Source organism: Brevundimonas aurantiaca (assembly GCF_904830995.1).
GTDB lineage: Bacteria > Pseudomonadota > Alphaproteobacteria > Caulobacterales > Caulobacteraceae > Brevundimonas > Brevundimonas aurantiaca.
In genome coordinates this window covers 1,089,821-1,107,047 of sequence record NZ_CAJGVD010000001.1, presented here as the reverse complement: position 1 = coordinate 1,107,047, position 17,227 = coordinate 1,089,821, and the positions used below count along the sequence as shown (strand labels likewise).

The following is a 17,227-nucleotide window of genomic DNA, read 5'->3' as shown; positions in this document are numbered from 1 at the left end:
CTCTGATCAGGCGGCGGACTTGTCCCAGTCGTAGGCGGGGTCTAGCCAGTCGCCCAGCCGTTCGCCCCGGTCCAGGGCGTCCATCCGCTGCATCTCCTCGCCCGACAGTTCAAAGTCGAAGATGTCGAAATTCTCGCGCGCCCGGCTTTCCTTCGTCGTGCGCGGAATGGCGATGGTCCGGTTCTGGATCAGCCAGCGCAGGGTGATCTGGCCGTTGGCCTTGCCATGGGCCTGGGCGATCTCGGAAATCGTGGCGTCGTCTGCGATCTTGCCTTGGGCCAGGGGCGACCAGGCCGTGATCGACGACCCCAGCTCGGCCGCCGTCGCGACCAGGGCGTCAACGCCCAGATAGGGATGGTGTTCGACCTGATTGGTGATCAGCCGCGCCTTGGACAGGGCCTGGGCCTGCCGGAATTCCTTGGACGGGAAGTTGGACAGGCCGATGTTGCGCGTCAGTCCCCGGTCCTTGGCTTGGTTCAGCGCGCCAAGGGTCTCTTCGAAGGTCGGCGTCGGCTTGGGCCAATGCAGCAGCAGCAGGTCCGGCGTGGTCCCCAGGCTCTCGGCCGATTCCTCGGCCTGTTTCAGCAGGGCGTCATGGGTGAAATGCTCGACCCAGATCTTGGTGGTCAGGAAGATGTCCTCACGCGGCACGCCCGAATCCCGGATGCCTTCGCCCACCGCCTTCTCGTTCTTGTAGATCCAGGCCGTGTCGATGTGGCGATAACCGATCCGCAGGGCCTCGGCGACCATCCGGCGCGCGTCCGCCGGCTCCAGCTGCCAGGTGCCGAAGCCGAGCAGGGGAATCTCGACGCCGTCGACGCTGAGGGTGGGCTGATCGCCATAGGCCATGGGGGGAACACCTTCTCACTGGGGGAGCCGAACAGTTAGGCGCCGGGTCCAGCCTTCGAAACCCCTGCGTCGAACCAATCCAGAATTTCCTGCCACAGCGGCTCCAGTCCCTTGCGGAAGGCGCCCTCGTGGCCGATCCGTCGGGCGCCGTAGTCTTGGGAGCGTCGCACCACGATCTGGGACGAGGCGTTGGGATAGGCCTTCAGCAGGGCCGCGCCTGTGTCCGGTGTGGCGATGGGGTCGTCGGGAAAGATCCAGGACCGGATCGGCGCCCGAACCTTGTCGAACCCCTGGGGCTCAAGAGCGCCGGACCTCAGCTCGTCCAGGAAATAGGCGGGCTTCAGGCACCACCGCCTCCACGTCTCGAACACCCCGCGCGGCAGGTCGGTCCCGCGCCACAGCCGGCCCGCGCGGATATAGCCGTGGCGGCGCAGCTGGTGCGGCCCGAAACCGAACCAGAAGAACAGCTCCATCGGATTATAGGTTCGGTGGTGTCCGCCCCACCATCCGGTCCCGACCGAGACGAAGGCGTGGCGGGCGATCTCGCCCTGGTTGGGCATGAAGCCGACGAAATGACCCCCGACGCTGTGTCCGACATGGAAGATCGGCAGGCCCGGCGCCGCCTTCTTCAGAGCCTTCAGCGCCGCCGGCATGTCCAGCCGACCCCAGTCCGGATAGTCCATCTCCATGGCCGCCAGATCCTCGGGCCGCGACCCGCCGACGCCGCGATAGTCATAGGTCAGAACCACGCCGCCCCGTTCGGCCATCCACCGCGCGAACCGGGCGTAAAAGCCGCGCGGAAATCCCGTTCCGGCCGAGACCAGCACCGCCATTCTCGGCCTGTCGCCCCGAAACAGGGTCGCTTCCAGCGGCCAGCCGTCCTCGGCCTTGATCGACCGGTCTTCGACCGTCAGCCCCATGTCGTTTCCGTCCGTTGCTATTTTCAACGGACCCTGACTTATTTCCCCGACGTCAGGTCAAGCCGCGTCATGGGCCTTTGCCAGGCGCTTCGGCGCGACCTTGCGCCACCGTTTCCACAGCGCCGCCTTCAGCCAGACGGGATCGACATGGGCGATGCGGGCCAACACGATCGGATAGTCGCGGTAGTGGTCCGTGAAATGAAAGGCGTCGGGGTCCATCTCGATCAGCAAATCCCGCTCGTCCAGATTATCCAGGTGCACCACGATACTGTCGTCCAGCTTCGGACGCAGCCAGGTGAAGAACTTCCCCGCCACCTTGAACGACGGTTCCCCATAGGAGACGCCGTCCTCGACGCCGGGAAAGGACAGCAGCAGAGCACGCACCTCTTCGTGGGTCATTTCCGAACGCCAATCTCAATAGGCCCAACCTCAATAGGCCAGGGCGATCCCGTCCTTGCGCATTTCGGTCGCCGCGCCATAGGTCCAGCGCCCGCCCGGGTTCATCTGCTTCATCACGTTCTGATAGCCGCCGAAGCCGCCGTCCGGCTCGCCCAAGGTCCAGCCCATGGCCCGCAGCTGCGCCTTGGTCGCCTCGGGCACGCCGCTCTCAAGGTGCAACACCCCGGTTCCTTCCTGCGGCTGGCCGGTCGGTTCCGACGAGCCATAGTGCTGCCAGCGCGGCGCATCACCCGCCGCCTGGGGCTCCAGCCCATAGTCGACCATGTTGATGATGATCTGGGCTTGGCCCTGAGGCTGCATGGCGCCGCCCATGACGCCGAACGCCATCCAGGGCTCGCCGTCCTTGACCGCGAAACCGGGAATGATGGTCTGGAACGGCCGCTTGCCCGGCGCATAGATGTTGGGATGGCCGTCGGTCAGGGCGAACAGTTCGCCCCGGTCCTGGAACATGAAGCCCAGCGGCTCGGCCCCATTGTCCGGCGCCAGGCCCGAGCCCATGCCGCGATAGTTGGACTGGATCCAGCTGACCATCATCCCGTCAGCGTCGGCGACGCTGAAATAGGTGGTGTCGCCGTGGTGCGGGGCGTCGCCCGGCATGACGCGGTCCATGACCCGATCGGGCCGGATCAGCTTGGCCCGCTCGGCCGCATAGGCCTTGGAGTTCAGCCATTCGACCGGCGTCTTGGAGAATCGGTCGTCGGCGAACCAGCGCGCCCGGTCCTCGAACGCCAGCCGCTTGGCCTCGGCCTGGACGTGCAGAGAGGCGGCGGACTGGAAGCCCATGGATTTCAGGTCGAACTGTTCGCAGATGTTCAGGATCTGGTTGGTCGACAGGCCCTGGGTGTTCGGCCCCAGGCCGAAGACGTCCACCCCGCGATAGTTGGTCTGGATCGGCTCGACCCATTCGGTGTGGTGGGCCGCCATGTCGGCGCGGGTCATCCAGCCGCCGATCCGCTTGAAATAGGCCTCGATCTGGTCGGCGATGGGGCCGTCATAGAAGGCGTCGCGTCCGCCCTCGGCGATCATCCGCAGCGTCTTGCCCAGGAAGGGATTGGCGAAGACCTCGCCCACCTTGGGCGTCGCCCCGCCCGTGGCCCAGATGCGCTTCCTGTTGTCGTGCTCCTCGATCGGGATCCGCGCCCGATCAAAGGCCGCCATGTTGCGTTCCAGATAGTAGGCGATGACCTGCGGCACGGGCACGCCCTGTTCGCACAGCTCGGCGACCGGCAGCAGCACATCCATCCACGGCAGCTTGCCGTAGCGCTGGTGCGCGCTCCACCAGGCGTCCACCGTGCCCGGCACGTTCACCGTCACCGCGCCGTAGCGGGGCAGATAGCCGTCGATGGCCCTGGACCGCGCGGTCTCCAGACTCAGGCCCCGCGGGCTGGGGCCGGACCCGTTCAGCCCGACCACCTTCTTCTGCTTCGGGTCCCACAGCATGCAATAGGCGTCGCCGCCGATGCCGTTGGCCACCGGCTCCAGAAAGCCCAGGGCCGCATTGATGGCGATGGCGGCGTCTATGGCCGATCCGCCACGTCTCAGGGTGTCGATCCCGATCAGGCTGGCGGTCGGATGGGCCGTCGCCGCCGCCCCGTTGATGCCCCAGACGGTTGAGCGGCCCGTGAACCTGGGTCCCGTGACCCGATCTCCGATGCCGATCCCCGCATAGGGATCAGCCGGACGGGCGGGGGAGGGGGCAGCACCCGCCGCCTGTCTCGCCTCGGTCCCGGTCGCGGCCAGGGCGCCGGCGGCCAGGGTTCCTGCGGGCAGGGCGGATAGGAAGGTGCGACGGCGCATGGGCGGACTCCTCGAACAGCCGGGGCTTATCAAGTCTGCCTCTGGCGCGTCCGACAAGCTTCACCGCAAAGAAAAAGGCCGCGCCCCTTTCGGAACGCGGCCCTGATCCTGGATAGACCCAGGTCCTATTCGATGTCTTCGTTCAGCAGGCCGACCTTGAAGAAGCCGTTCTCCTGCATCTTGTTCATGACTTCCATGAACTGCGAATATTTCACTTCCGGCTGGGCGCGGACGAAGACGCGCTCTTCCTGGCAGGCGCCGCCGCCCAGGGCGGTGCAGACGTCGGCGGCCAGATTGTCGATCGAGGATTGTTGGTCGGCGATGAACAGCTGACCGTTTTCCTGGATGGTGATGTACACCGGTTCCTTCTCTTCGGTCGGATTGGTGGGCGGCTGCGCCGGCGGCAGGTCCAGGCGGATCGAGACCGTCGCCATCGGCGCGGCGACCATGAAGATGATCATCAGCACCAGCAGAATGTCGATGAACGGCGTGATGTTGATATCCGCCGTCTGTTCGATGGTGTGCTTGTCCCCGCCGGAACCACCGATCTTCGCAGCCATGCACCGTCTCCGTTACTCGCCGGCCGTCATATGCGCCGACATTCCCTATGGATCGCCCGAAAGCTTGATCGGTTCTTGGCGTTCCGATCGCCGCTTGTAAAGCGCTTCTAAACGATCGCGCCTTCCTGCACGTCAATTATATGCGACAGCCATATGCGACAGGGTCGCCGGCTCAGCCCTTCGCCAGCTTCAGGAAACGCTCCGCCAGGGCGGGATCGGACTTGAAGGCGCCGGTGAAGCGGGTCGTGACGGTCGAGACGTGCCGGTGATGCACGCCGCGGGTGGTCATGCACTGGTGGGCAGCGTCGATCATGACCGCGACGCCCTTGGGCTGAAGCTGCGATTCGATCGCTTCGATGATGTCGTTGGTCAGGGTTTCCTGATTCTGCAGCCGCCGGGCGAAGATCTCGACCACCCGCGCCAGCTTGGAGATGCCCACCACCTTCTCGCCGGGCAGATAGGCGACATAGGCCTTGCCCAGGAAGGGGGCCAGGTGGTGCTCGCAGTGGCTCTCCACCTCGATCTCGCGCAGGATGACCATGTCGTCATAGCCGGTCACGTCCTCGAAGGTGCGGCTCAGCTCCTTGGCCGCGTCGGCCTCATAGCCGTCGAACCACTCCTCATAGGCGTCAACCACCCGCTTGGGCGTGTCGATCAGGCCTGGCCGGTCGGGATTGTCGCCGGCCCAGGCGATCAGGGTCCGCACCGCCTCCAGCGCCTGTTCGCGGCTGGGACGCTGCACAGCCGCATCGCTGACGAGGACGGGTTTGGCGGGGGTGACGCTCATGGACTGGATTTCCGGCCGGGGCGGGCGAGGGCGCCCGGTTGTATCTCAGGCCGCTATATGGGACGGACCCTCCGTCCTGCAAGAAAACCTGCCGAAGACCGCTCCATGCCGCTGCACATCCACGACACCCTGCGCCGTGAAAAGCGCCTGTTCGAACCGCGCGATCCGAACCGGGTGACCCTCTATGTCTGCGGCCCGACGGTCTATGACTACGCCCATATCGGCAATGCGCGCCCGCCGGTGGTGTTCGACGTCCTGGCAAGGCTGCTGCGAAGGCAGTACGGGGCGGACAAGGTGCTCTACGCCCGCAACGTCACCGACGTGGACGACAAGATCAACCAGAAGGCCGCCCGCGAGGGGGTGCCGATCGGCGAGGTCACGGCCCGGTACGAGGCCGCCTATCTCGCTGACATGGCCCTGCTGAACGTCTCGCCGCCCGACCTGGCCCCCCATGTCACCGACTATATACCGGCCATTGTCGATCAGATTCAGGCCATCATCGACGCCGGCTGCGCCTATGCGGCCGAGGGGCATGTCCTGTTCGACGTCTCGGCCTATCCGTCCTACGGCGCCCTGTCGGGCCGGAACCTGGACGACATGATCGCCGGCGCCCGGGTCGAGGTCGCGCCCTACAAGAAGAACCCCCACGACTTCGTCCTGTGGAAGCCGTCCAAGCCGGACGAACCGGCCTGGCCCTCCCCCTGGGGCGAGGGGCGCCCCGGCTGGCACATCGAATGCTCGGCCATGATCGAACAGACCCTGGGCCTGCCCATCGACATCCACGGCGGCGGCGTCGACCTGGCCTTCCCCCACCACGAGAACGAGATCGCCCAGGGCGTCTGCGCCCACGGCTGCGCCCACGCCGAGAACGCCCACGACCACTACGCCCGCTACTGGATGCACAACGGCTTCCTGACCGTGGACGCCGAGAAGATGTCCAAGTCGATCGGCAACGTCCTCTTGCTGCACGACCTGGTCCAGTCCATGCCGGGCGAGGTCGTCCGCTGGGCGCTGCTGAGCGCCCACTACCGCCAGCCGCTGGACTGGAACCAGGGACTGTTGGAACAGAGCCGCAAGAATCTGGACCGACTCTACGGCGTCCTGCGCGACGCCGACGCAGCCCTGGCCGACTTCGATCCGGCCACGCTGGACGAGGCCGAGCTGGAGCTGGCCGAGAACGCGCTCGATCCAGTGCTGGACGCGCTGGAGGACGATCTGAACACGCCGGGCGCCATAGCTCAGCTCTTCGGGCTGGCGAACGCCTTGCGCGATCTGCTCAATGACGGCGAGGCCGACATCAATGACGTCGCCATGGCTCGCTGGAGCCTGAAAGAAGCCGCCGGCCTGCTCGGCGTGCTGTCGCTGACGCCGGACGCCTGGTTCGAGGGCGGCGATCCCGCCCTGAAGGCCGAGGTCGAGGCCCTGCTCGAACAACGCGCCGCCGCCCGCGCCGCCAAGGACTGGCCCGAGGCCGACCGCATCCGCGACCGCCTGAACGCCCTCAACGTCGTCGTCATGGACGGCCCCGACGGCGCCACCTGGCGCGTGAAGGGGTAAACCGTCCTCCCTCCCGTCACCCTCGGGCTTGTCCCGAGGGCCCACCTCGAACACCGCTCGAAACGGAAGAGGGGCGCACGATCTGTGCGCCCCTCATATGTTTTGAATCAGCTCGATCCGTAGCCCCTCAGGACAAGCCCGAGGGTGGCGGAGTGCTGGATCAATACCGCGCCCGCAGCGTGATCCCGACCGTGCGCGGATCGCCGGGGTTGCCGATCACCAGGCCCGAGTTGCCCGACTGGACGCTGACGAACTGCAGATAGTCCTCATCCAGCGCATTCTTGACCCAAAGCGACGCCTCCCAGCCGTTATCGGCTCGGAAGCCCGCCCGCAGGTTCAGGATCGTATAGCCCTCGATCTCGGTATAGCGCGAGACCGAGGCGTCGGAGTTGTAGGTCGAGCGGAAGCTGGCGTCCGCCCCGCCGTAGAACTGACCCGGCAGGCCCAGGAAGCCCCCATCGCCATGCACTTCGCCGCCCGCCGACGCCGCCCAGGGCGACACACCCGGCAGGCCCTTGCCCGACAGGTCGCAGGCCACGGTCGAGGTTCCGATCCGCTCCAGCGGGCAGGGGCCGTTGGCGAAGGAATCGTACTTCGCATCGGTCCAGGCGACGTTGGCGTACAGATCCAGGTTCTGGTTCGGCCGCGCCACGGCGTCCAGTTCAACCCCCTGGATCACCACCTTCTCGGCATTGGCCAGATAGCCCCGCAGGGCGCCGGGACCGCTGTCGACCACATTGGCCTGATAGTCCTCCACATCGGTGCGATAGGCGGCCAGATTGGCCGTCACCCGCCGGTCGAAGCCCTGCGTTTTCAGCCCCAGCTCATAGGTCGTCACCACCTCGGGCTTGACCACCGCATTGGTCAGAGACGGCTGGCCGCTCGGCAGGTTGGGGATGCCGGCCATGTTGATCCCGGCCGACTTGTAGCCCCGCGCCGCGCTGCCATACACGAGGACATCGTCGCTGAAGTCGTAGGACAGCGAAACCTGACCCGACAGGTCGTCGTCCGAGATTTCGGCGTCATAGGCCTGGGGCCGGGCGATGCCGAGCCTGCGCGAGATCAGGGTGGCGTCCGTCGTGACCAAGCCGCCGGTCGTCGTGGCCGCATAGGCTCCCGACTTCTCCTCGTAGGTGTAGCGCAGCCCTGGCGTCAGGTGCAGCCGATCGGTGATGTTCCAGGTCAACTGGCCGAAGACGGCGTAGGAATCCGTCTCGATCCGGCTGTCGTTGTACACAGTATAGCCGTCCAGCAGGGCGTTCGGCAGGCTGGGGCTCAGCAGCCAGTAGGTGGCGTCAGCCCCGTATTCCGTTACCCCGTGCGTCTCCACCGCCTGGTGGAAGGCGTACAGGCCCCCGGTCCAGTCGATGCGTTGGTTCCCGTTCGAGGACAGGCGCAGTTCCTGGCTCCACTGGTCCTGCCACGACGGGTTGGCCGACTGCCGAACGATGTCCAGCGCCGTATAGTCGCGGTCGTTCTGCGGCCCCCAATCCCACGCCCGCCAGGCCGAGACCGAGGTCAGGGTGGCCCAGCCGAAGTCGTAATCGACGATGGCGGAGACACCGCGATGGATCTGATCGGCCTGAATGCCGCTGTCGACGTCCGCCAACCGGTCATAGGGATTGGTGCTCGCGGGGGCGTAGCCGCGCCCGGCCGCCAGGGCGGCGAACTGCTGGGCGGCGGGCTTCAGCGTCTGGCCTGCCGTGACATAGACCTGTGTGCAGCATTCCGGCGTCAGGTCGGCGTAGTCGGCGAACAGCCGCACCCGCAGCTGGTCCGTCGGCTGGAACAGCAACTGGCCGCGCAGGCTGATCGAGTCCTGGGAATTCTGCTTGGTTCCGGTCGTGACATTGTCCAGCACCCCGTCGCGCCGGGTCGAGACCACCGAGAACCGCCCGGCGACCTTGTCGTCCACAATGGGGCCTGAGACGCTGGCCTTGGCCTGCAGGAAGCCATAGTCGCCGAAGCTCAGCTCGGCCTGGCCCTCGGGCGTGAAGGACGGGTCGCGGGTGGTGATGTTCAGGGCGCCGGCGGTGGTGTTCTTGCCGAACAGCGTCCCCTGCGGTCCGCGCAGGATCTCGATCCGGTCCAGATCGACGAAGTCCAGCGTCGCCGTCGCCGGCCGGCCGTAATAGACTTGGTCCACATAGATTCCGACGCCCTGTTCCAGCCCGTCGTTCGCCAGGCCATAGCTGGCCCCCAGGCCCCGGATGGTGATGGCGGTGTTGCGCGGGTTCGAGGTCAGCAACTGCACGCTGGGGGCCAACTGGGTGATCTGGCCGACGTTGTAGGCGCCGGTCCTGTCCAGCAATTCCTCGTTCACCACAGTCAGGGCGATGGGCACGTCCTGCGCCCGTTCGTCCCGCCGACGTGCGGTGACGACGATGTCGCCCAGGCTGGCGGTAGTCGGGGTGGCGGACTGTCGCGCCTGCGTCGAATCCGCAGCGGCGCCCTCCGCCTCCGCCAGGGCGACGGCGGGTACGCTGAGGCAAGCCGTCATGGCCGCAACCGAAGCCAGAGTGCGGGCGGACGCCCTGGTGACGACAGACATGTTCCCCTCCTGTGATCCGAAGGGAATGCGCCCTAATTAAATCTACTAATCAACTAGGAATTTCTCACACCAGTGTATAGCGCCGCTGGGGGTGCGCTCCTCAACTCGCCTTCAGCAGCCGGATCAGCGCCGTCTCGAACCCCTTGGCGTCCGGTCCGGGCAGGGCGGTTTTCAACGCGCCGCTCTCGAACAGGGCCATCACTGTCGGATGGACATAGGAGGCCCGGCACACCGTCGGCGTATTGCCCAACAGGCCCGCCACCGCCTTGACGCAGACGGTGATCTTCCGCTTGGCGTCGGTGGGCGAGGTCGGGGGCTCCATCTCGCGCAGGGCCCGCGCCGCAGAGACCGTGCCCGCCCAGGTGCGGAAGTCCTTGGCCGAAAACTGGTCGCCCATGGCCGCGCGGATATAGGCGTTCACATCGTCCGAGGTGACGGGGCATAGGTTCCCCTCGGCGTCCCGGTATTTGAACAGCTGCCGCCCCGGCAGCTCCTCCAGGGTCCGAACCACCCGCGCCAGCCGCCGGTCGCGGACGCTGACGCGGTGGTCCTTGCCGCTCTTGCCGCGGAACTCGAACGTCAGGGCGGCGCCGTCCACCTCCAGATGCCGCTTGTTCAGGGTGGTCAGCCCATAGCTGCGGTTCTGCCGGGCGTAGGTCGCATTCCCGACCCGGATCAGGGTGATCTCCAGCAGGCGCACGGCGGTGGCCAGAACCTTGGCCTTCACCGGCCCGCGCAGGCCCAGATCATGTTCCACCTGCGCCCGTAGTTTCGGCAGGGCGCGCGAAAAGGCCGGCAGCCTGTCGAACTTGTTCTCCGACCGGGCCGTGCTCCAGTCGTTGTGATAGCGGTACTGTTTGCGTCCCTTCACGTCGCGGCCGGTCGCCTGGATGTGGCCGTTGGCCTTGGGGCAGATCCAGACATCGGTCCAGGCGGGCGGAATGGCCAGGGCGCGGATCCGGTCCAGCACCTTGGGATCCTTCACCGGCCGCCCCTGCGCATCGCGATAGGACCAGCCCTTGCCGGCGCGTCGGCGGGTCAGGCCGGGGTTTTCGTCGCTGCACCAGCTCAGCCCCTGCGGAACCTCGACCACCGGGTCGAAGCCATGCGATCCGTCCGCCATCCCGGCGTTTCCTTTTCATCGGCCTTTCAGCGGCTTGCCTCAGACCGGCGACCAACGCGGCGCCGCGCCCGAGAGTTCCCCTTGACCCCGCGCGCCCGGCGCGACACGAGGCGGCATGAATTATCGCCACAGCTTCCACGCCGGGAATTTCGCCGACCTGGTCAAACACGCCCTGGTCCTGTGGCTGGTGAAGGCCCGCGCGGCGGCAGGACCGCTGACGGTGCTCGACACCCACGCCGGCGCCGGCCTCTATGACCTGTCCGGCGACGCCGCCCGGTCGAAGGAGGCCGAGGCCGGGGTCGCGCGCCTGATGACCGGCCCGGATCGTCCGCCGCTGATGCAGGCCCTGGCGGATCGGGTGGCGGCGCTGAATCCCGACGGCGGCGCCCGCTTCTATCCTGGCTCGCCGGTGTTGATCGCCGACGCCCTCGGGGCGGGCGGAACCTATGTCGGCTATGAGCTGAACCCGCCCGTCCGCGCCCTGCTGGATCAAGCCCTGGCGGAGCGCCCCAACGCCGAGGCGCGCGAGGGCGACGGCTACGCCCTGGCCACGGCCGAGGCGGCGCGGGCCAAGGCGCCCCTGATCCTGATCGACCCGCCGTTCGAGAAGCCCGACGACTATATCCGCTCGGCCGAAACCGCCCTGGCGGTGATTCGCCGCGATCCCGCAGCGACCATCGCCGTCTGGACCCCGCTGAAGGATCTGGAGACCTTCGACGCCTTCACCCGGCGGCTGGAAGGCCGGGCCGGCCCGACCCTGGTCGCCGAGGCCCGCCTGCGGCCCCTGACCAATCCGATGAAGATGAACGGCTGCGCCCTCGTGATCGTCAATCCGCCGCCGGGCGCCGAGGACGCGGCCCGCCAGGTGTGCGGCTGGGTGGCCGATTGTCTGGGCGATGCGGGCGGCCGGGCTGAAATCTGGTCCTTCTGATCGGCGCGCGGCCCGTCTATGGTCGGGTCATGACCCGTATCGCCATTCTGGAAACCGGCCATCCGCCCGAGGCCCTGAAGGACAGTTTCGACGACTATCCGGCCCGGTTCCGCGCCCTCCTGGGCGAAAACGTCCCGACCACCCGGTTCGACGTCCAGTCCGGGCATCTGCCGTCCGACCCCTCCGCCTTTCAGGGGGTGATCGTCACCGGCTCGGCCGCCGGGGTCTATGACGACCTGCCGTGGATCCCTCAGCTGGTCGACTGGCTGCGCGCGGCGCGGGGGCGGACCCGGATCGTCGGCATCTGCTTCGGCCACCAGGTCCTGGCCCACGCCTTCGGCGGCGAAGTCGTGAAATCGGACAAGGGCTGGGGCGTCGGCCTGCACCGTTACGACGTCCTCAGCGACGAGCCCTGGATGCACCCCCGCGCCCGCACCATCGCCATTCCGGTCTCGCACCAGGATCAGGTCGTGGCCATTTCGGCCGACGCCCGCGTCATCGCCTCCAGCGGCTTCACCCCCTACGCCGGCCTGGCCTGGGGCGAAGACGCCATCTCTTTCCAGTGCCACCCGGAGTTCCAGCCCGACTACGCCGCCGCCCTGGTCGAGACCCGGCGCGGTTCGCGCATCCCCGAACCCCTGGCCGACGCCGCCCTCGAAAGCCTGAAACGCCCCAACGACCGCGCCGTCCTCACCGCCTGGATCCGCGCCTTCCTGCTGCTGACCCCGCCGCCGGTGGAAGAGCAGGGCAGCGGGATTTGATCCTTATTTTCGTCATCCTCCGGCGAGCGTAGCGAGACCGGGGGACCCAGCGGCGCGCGCGAGCGCGAACCTGTCGCGGATACTGGCTTCAAACAGCGAGTGGCGGATGGATTTCGCCTTCAGCGCCGCTGGGTTCCCCGGTCTGCGCCGCGAAGGCGCGGCTTGCCGGAGAATGACGAAAGTGGAAGGGCTAAACCCCCAGCACCGCGATCAGCCCCAAGCTCAGCCCCACCAGGGCCGCGAGCGACAAGACCACGGCCGCCGCCACTCGCCCGCCGGCCCGCGCCACGGCCCGGATGTTGGTCTGCAGCCCCAGCGCCGCCATGGCCGCCACGGTCAGCAGGCCGGACGCCGCCGCCATCGGCTCAAGCACCGCCTGCGGGATCAGGTCCAGGTTCCGCAGCGCGATCATCGCCAGGAAACCGACGATGAACCACGGCAGCAGCCGGTGCAGACCCGGCGCCGTCTTGCCCGCCGCCCGGTCCCGGAAGATCAGCGACAGCACCAGGATCACCGGCCCCAGCATCAGCACCCGCGCCAGCTTGACCACCGTCCCCGTCTGGGTCGCGACCGCGCCGAACGGGGCGGCGGCCGCCAGCACCTGGGGCACGGCGTAGACGGTCAGCCCCGCCAGGGCGCCGTATTGCAGGCCGCTCATCGACATCAGTCCGCCCAGCAGCGGCAGGGCCAGCACCACCGCCACCCCCAGCACGGCGGTAAAGGCGATGGAGGCGGCCACCTCTTCGCCATCGGCGTCGATCACCGGGGCCACGGCGGCGATGGCCGAGTTGCCGCAGATCGCGTTGCCGCACGCCACCAGCAGGGCCATGCGCGGCGTCAGTCCCAGCAGACGGCCGATCCCGAACCCGACCAGAATGGCGGCGGCCACCAGGGCGAAGACCCCGGCCACGAACCCCAGGCCCAGCGACGACAGGGTCGCCGCGCTGACCGAGGCGCCCAGCAGGACCACGGCGACCTCCAGCAGAATTTTGGCGCTGAAATCGATCCCGACCCTGAACCGCTCATCCGGCGTCCAGGCCGCCCGCACCCCGGCTCCCAGCAGAATGGCCAGGACCAGCGGCTCCAGCCAGACCTTGCCGACCGCCTCGCGTTCCAGGCCGCCCAGGCCCACCGCCGCCAGGGCGACCACCAGGCTCATCATCAGGCCGGGCCAGACCGAACGGGCAAACGCGCCGAGCCGCGCCGCCAGGCCGACGGGGCGGGGCAGGGACGGGGTCGCGACGGCGGCAGAGGCGGCGGACTTCATGGTTCCGCTTGATGCGCGCCCGCTCGACCTCGGTCCAACGGATTGTTATGGTCGTTTCAATCCGATTTGGAGATTGATTGTGACCCTGGAGCGCCTGCGCATCTTCGTCGCCGTGGCCGAGCGTCAGCATGTGACGGCGGCGGCGCGGGCGCTGAACCTGACCCAGTCGGCCGTCTCCAACGCCATCGCGGCCCTGGAGGCCGAGCACGACGTCCATCTGTTCGATCGGGTGGGACGGGGCGTGGTTCTGAACCAGACCGGCCAGGCCTTCCTGCCTGAGGCCAAGGCCGTGCTGGCCCGCGCGGCGGCGGCCGAGGCGGCGTTGGCGGACCTCAGCGCCCTGCGGCGTGGCCGCCTGACCGTCTTCGCCAGCCAGACCATCGCCTCCTACTGGCTGCCCCGTCGCCTGGTGGCCTTCCACGCCGCCCATCCGGGCATCGAGCTGGACGTCCAGATCGGCAATACGCGCCAGGCCGCCGCCGCCGTCCTGGGAGGCGAGGCCGAGATCGGCCTGGTCGAGGGCGCGGTCGACGACCCCATGCTGGAACAGACCCGGATCGGTTCAGACCGCCTGGCGGTCGTGGTCGCGCCGGACCACCCCTGGGCGGGCCTGCGCCGTCTGTCGGCTCAGGATCTGACCACATCCCCCTGGGTGCTGCGCGAAGCCGGCTCGGGCACCCGTTCGACCCTGGAGGAGGCGGTGCGTCAGGCCGGGATCGATCCCGCCGATCTGCCCGTCGCCATGACCCTGCCGTCGAACGAGGCCGTCCTGGCCGCCGCCGAGGCCGGGGCCGGCGCCACCGCCCTGTCCGAAAGCGTCGCCTACGCCTCCGTCGCCGCCGGCCGCCTGGTCACCGCCGCCTTTTCCCTGCCGGAACGCCCCTTCCGCCTGCTGCGCCACGCCGAACGCTACCGCAGCCGCGCGGGCGACGCCTTCACGGCGGCGATGGGGTGAGCGGACGGGCCCTGGGCTCCTCATTCCGCTCTGGGCCACACACTCCCGTCATCCTCGGGCTTGACCCGAGGACCGGGCTGTCCGCCGCATTGCGCCAGCGGCGGGCGCACAGCCCGATCCGCATCCGGTCCTCGGGTCAAGCCCGAGGATGACAGGTGTATGTTGCGGCCGCCTACAGACCGAAGCGGGGAAACACGAACCGCTCCAGCAGCAGCGACGCCGCGAAGTAGAAGCCGATCACCACAAAAAGGGTCAGCGGGATCTGCGGCTGTTTCGACAGGGTCAGATAGACCCCGTACAGCACCGCAAACAGGATCGAGGTGGCCAGGGGGCGCAGCAGGATCTTCGCAAGGGGGGATTTCACGGCCATTTCACCACCGGGGGCATGGAGCTGAGGATCGAATCGACGTTGCCGCCGGTCTTGAGGCCGAACATGGTGCCACGGTCATACAGCAGGTTGAACTCCACATAGCGCCCGCGCCGCACCAGCTGCTCCTCGCGCTCCTCCGGCGTCCAGGCCTCGCCCATCCGCCCGGCGACGATCTTCGGATAGACGTCCAGGAAGGCCAGGCCCACGTCGCGGGTGAAGGCGAAGTCCCTGTCGTGGTCGCCGCTGTCGTGGTGGTCATAGAAGATGCCGCCCGTCCCGCGCGGCTCCTGCCGATGCGGCAGGAAGAAATACTCGTCGCACCAGGCCTTGTACTTGGCGTGCCAGTCGGGATCGTGCGCGTCGCAGGCCGCCTTCATCGCGGCGTGGAAGGCCAGGGTGTCCGGGTGGTCCTGGCGCCGATCCGCGTCCAGCACAGGCGTCAGATCGCCCCCGCCGCCGAACCAGCTCTGGGTCGTGGCGATGAAGCGGGTGTTCATATGCACGGCCGGAATCCGGGGACTCACCGGATGGCAGATCAGGCTGATCCCGGTGGCGAAGAAGCGGGGATCCTCCGCCGCGCCGGGCACGGTCTTGGCGTAGTCGGCCGGGAAGGAGCCGTGCACGGTCGAGACATGGACCCCGACCTTCTCGAACAGCCGGCCGTGCATCATCCCCATGACGCCCCCGCCGCCTGCCTCGCGGGCCCAGGGCGTCCTTACGAACCGCCCCGGCTCCCCCGGAAACAGATCGGCCGGCGCCGCATCCTCCAGCGCCTCGAAGGCCGCATGGATGCGGTCGCGCAGATGCTCGAACCAGGCGCGGGTCTCGACCTTCTTCAGGTCGAGCGGATCGGAAAAGGCGGCGTCGCTCATGCCGTCTCTTAGACCTTCCCCCGCTTGCGGGGGAAGTGTCAGGTCGTGGCGCGTAGCGACACACCTGACGATGGGGGAAGTCTTCTTACGGGGCGAGACTTCCCTCTCCGTCGCCGGATCGGCTTCGCCGATCGACGCGACACCTCTCCCGCAAGCGGGAGAGGGTTCTTTTCTCCAGATCCGTCTGCCAGTGTGCGTCGCGACATCAGGGAGTCGCATCATGATCCGTCGTCTTCTGGCCGGCGTCGCCGTCGCCGCCTTCGCCACCTCCGTCCAAGCCCAAACGACCAGCGAGGCCCGGGTGCTGGAGATTCTGAAGACCACGCCCCTGATCGACGGCCACAACGACCTCCCCTGGGCCCTGCGCCAGCAGTACGGCAATGACGTCTACGCCGTTGATCTGACGACCGATCTGGAGGCGACGACCCCGCTCCACACGGACATCGCCCGCCTGCGCGCCGGCGGCGTCGGCGGCCAGTTCTGGTCGGTCTACGTCCCCGCCAGCCTGACCCCGCTCGAGGCGGTCGAGGAGACCTTCGAACAGATCGACACGGCCAAGCGGATCATCGCCGCCCACCCCGACGTCTTCGGCCTGGCGACCACCGCGGACCAGGTCGACGCCGTCTTCGCCTCGGGTCGGATCGCCAGCCTGATCGGCATGGAGGGCGGCTATTCGATCAACGACTCCCTGGCCCTGCTGCGCGAGTTCTACCGCGCCGGCGCCCGCTACATGACCTTGACCCACTCCAAGACCACCACCTGGGCCGACAGCGCGACCGACGCCCCCAAATGGGGCGGGCTCAGCCCCTTCGGCGAGGATGTGGTGCGTGAGATGAACCGCCTGGGCATGATGGTGGACCTCAGCCACGTCTCCGAGGACACCATGCTGGACGCCATGCGGGTGTCCGAGGCCCCTGTGATCTTCTCCCACTCCTCGGCGCGGGCGATCACGGCCCACCCCCGCAACGTGCCTGACCGGGTGCTGCGGATGATGCCCGAGGACGGCGGGATCGTGATGATCAACCTGGCCCCCGGCTTCGTCTCCGAACGGGTCCGCGCGTGGAACGCCGACCGCGCGGGCGAGGAGGCGCGGCTGAAGACCCTGAACCCCGGCGATCCGACCGCCGTCGAGGCCGGTCTGACCGCCTGGTCCGCCGCCCATCCGACGCCCCAGGCGACCCTGGCCGACGTGGTGGCCCACATCCAGCATGTGCGTCAGGTCGCGGGGATCGACCACGTCGGCCTGGGCGCCGACTTCGACGGCATCGGCAGCCTGCCTGAGGGCATGACCGGGGTGGACGCCTATCCCCGCATCCTGGCCGCCCTGATGGACGCCGGCTGGACCGAGGCCGACATCCGCAAGCTGGCGGGCGAGAACCTGCTGCGCGTCATGCGCGCCGTTGAGGCGACCGCCGCCGCCAAGGCCGGCGAGCGGCCGTCGCTGGCCAAGCCGACTGCCGGATAGGCG

General features: G+C 68.0%; 16 protein-coding genes. 5 read left to right on the top strand and 11 right to left on the bottom strand.

The genetic code is table 11. The annotated features are described in order from the left end of the window. Positions 1-6: 6 nt before the first annotated feature. The 6 genes from JMT67_RS05495 to folE form a co-directional block, all read right to left on the bottom strand. Entirely contained in the window at positions 7-849 is an 843-nt protein-coding gene (locus JMT67_RS05495; RefSeq protein ID WP_201462901.1) for an aldo/keto reductase, read from the bottom strand. Between the two features lie 35 nt (positions 850-884). Further along, complete coding sequence (locus tag JMT67_RS05490) at positions 885-1,769, bottom strand: alpha/beta hydrolase family protein (RefSeq protein ID WP_201462900.1); 885 nt, start codon at positions 1,767-1,769, stop codon at positions 885-887. A 57-nt stretch (positions 1,770-1,826) separates the two neighbouring features. Further along, positions 1,827-2,168, bottom strand: coding sequence for an MmcQ/YjbR family DNA-binding protein (locus JMT67_RS05485; RefSeq protein ID WP_182714860.1), 342 nt, complete (start codon positions 2,166-2,168; stop codon positions 1,827-1,829). A 30-nt stretch (positions 2,169-2,198) separates the two neighbouring features. Then, positions 2,199-4,025 carry a gamma-glutamyltransferase family protein gene (locus JMT67_RS05480; RefSeq protein WP_201462899.1) on the bottom strand — a complete coding sequence of 609 codons (1,827 nt, stop codon included), beginning with the start codon at positions 4,023-4,025 and terminating at the stop codon, positions 2,199-2,201. A gap of 125 nt (positions 4,026-4,150) precedes the next feature. Further along, positions 4,151-4,585: a biopolymer transporter ExbD gene (locus JMT67_RS05475; protein ID WP_054766227.1), complete on the bottom strand. Its 435-nt coding sequence runs from the start codon at positions 4,583-4,585 to the stop codon at positions 4,151-4,153. A gap of 172 nt (positions 4,586-4,757) precedes the next feature. Then, a complete protein-coding gene (gene folE, locus JMT67_RS05470; protein WP_201462898.1) occupies positions 4,758-5,372 on the bottom strand; it encodes a GTP cyclohydrolase I FolE in 615 nt (204 codons plus the stop codon). Between the two features lie 105 nt (positions 5,373-5,477). Between folE and cysS the strand changes: the two genes are divergently transcribed. Then, positions 5,478-6,929 carry a cysteine--tRNA ligase gene (gene cysS / locus JMT67_RS05465; protein ID WP_201462897.1) on the top strand — a complete coding sequence of 484 codons (1,452 nt, stop codon included), beginning with the start codon at positions 5,478-5,480 and terminating at the stop codon, positions 6,927-6,929. A 160-nt stretch (positions 6,930-7,089) separates the two neighbouring features. Here cysS and JMT67_RS05460 read toward each other — a convergent pair whose 3' ends face one another. Both JMT67_RS05460 and JMT67_RS05455 read right to left on the bottom strand, forming a co-directional pair. Further along, on the bottom strand, positions 7,090-9,480 hold the full coding sequence (locus JMT67_RS05460; protein ID WP_201462896.1) for a TonB-dependent receptor: 2,391 nt from the start codon (positions 9,478-9,480) through the stop codon (positions 7,090-7,092). Between the two features lie 100 nt (positions 9,481-9,580). Beyond that, positions 9,581-10,603 (bottom strand): DNA topoisomerase IB, encoded by a 1,023-nt coding sequence (locus JMT67_RS05455; protein WP_201462895.1) that lies wholly within the window; start codon positions 10,601-10,603, stop codon positions 9,581-9,583. A 115-nt stretch (positions 10,604-10,718) separates the two neighbouring features. On the opposite strand from JMT67_RS05455, the gene rlmJ reads away from it, so the two are divergent. Beyond that, on the top strand, positions 10,719-11,534 hold the full coding sequence (gene rlmJ, locus JMT67_RS05450; protein WP_201462894.1) for a 23S rRNA (adenine(2030)-N(6))-methyltransferase RlmJ: 816 nt from the start codon (positions 10,719-10,721) through the stop codon (positions 11,532-11,534). A gap of 29 nt (positions 11,535-11,563) precedes the next feature. After that, entirely contained in the window at positions 11,564-12,295 is a 732-nt protein-coding gene (locus tag JMT67_RS05445) for a type 1 glutamine amidotransferase (protein WP_201462893.1), read from the top strand. Between the two features lie 190 nt (positions 12,296-12,485). On the opposite strand, the gene JMT67_RS05440 is transcribed toward JMT67_RS05445, so the two are convergent. Next, entirely contained in the window at positions 12,486-13,562 is a 1,077-nt protein-coding gene (locus JMT67_RS05440; RefSeq protein WP_201462892.1) for a YeiH family protein, read from the bottom strand. Between the two features lie 79 nt (positions 13,563-13,641). Here JMT67_RS05440 and JMT67_RS05435 point away from each other — a divergent pair, with 79 nt between their 5' ends. Further along, positions 13,642-14,517 carry a LysR family transcriptional regulator gene (locus JMT67_RS05435; protein WP_233455808.1) on the top strand — a complete coding sequence of 292 codons (876 nt, stop codon included), beginning with the start codon at positions 13,642-13,644 and terminating at the stop codon, positions 14,515-14,517. Positions 14,518-14,689: 172 nt separating this feature from the next. On the opposite strand, the gene JMT67_RS05430 is transcribed toward JMT67_RS05435, so the two are convergent. Both JMT67_RS05430 and hemF read right to left on the bottom strand, forming a co-directional pair. Further along, positions 14,690-14,881, bottom strand: a complete 192-nt coding sequence (locus JMT67_RS05430; protein WP_201462890.1) for a hypothetical protein — start codon at positions 14,879-14,881, stop codon at positions 14,690-14,692. Further along, positions 14,878-15,759, bottom strand: a complete 882-nt coding sequence (gene hemF / locus JMT67_RS05425; RefSeq protein ID WP_183214818.1) for an oxygen-dependent coproporphyrinogen oxidase — start codon at positions 15,757-15,759, stop codon at positions 14,878-14,880. Before hemF ends, JMT67_RS05430 begins: the two co-directional genes overlap by 4 nt. A 220-nt stretch (positions 15,760-15,979) precedes the next feature. On the opposite strand from hemF, the gene JMT67_RS05420 reads away from it, so the two are divergent. After that, complete coding sequence (locus tag JMT67_RS05420; protein WP_201462889.1) at positions 15,980-17,224, top strand: dipeptidase; 1,245 nt, start codon at positions 15,980-15,982, stop codon at positions 17,222-17,224. Positions 17,225-17,227: the final 3 nt, after the last annotated feature.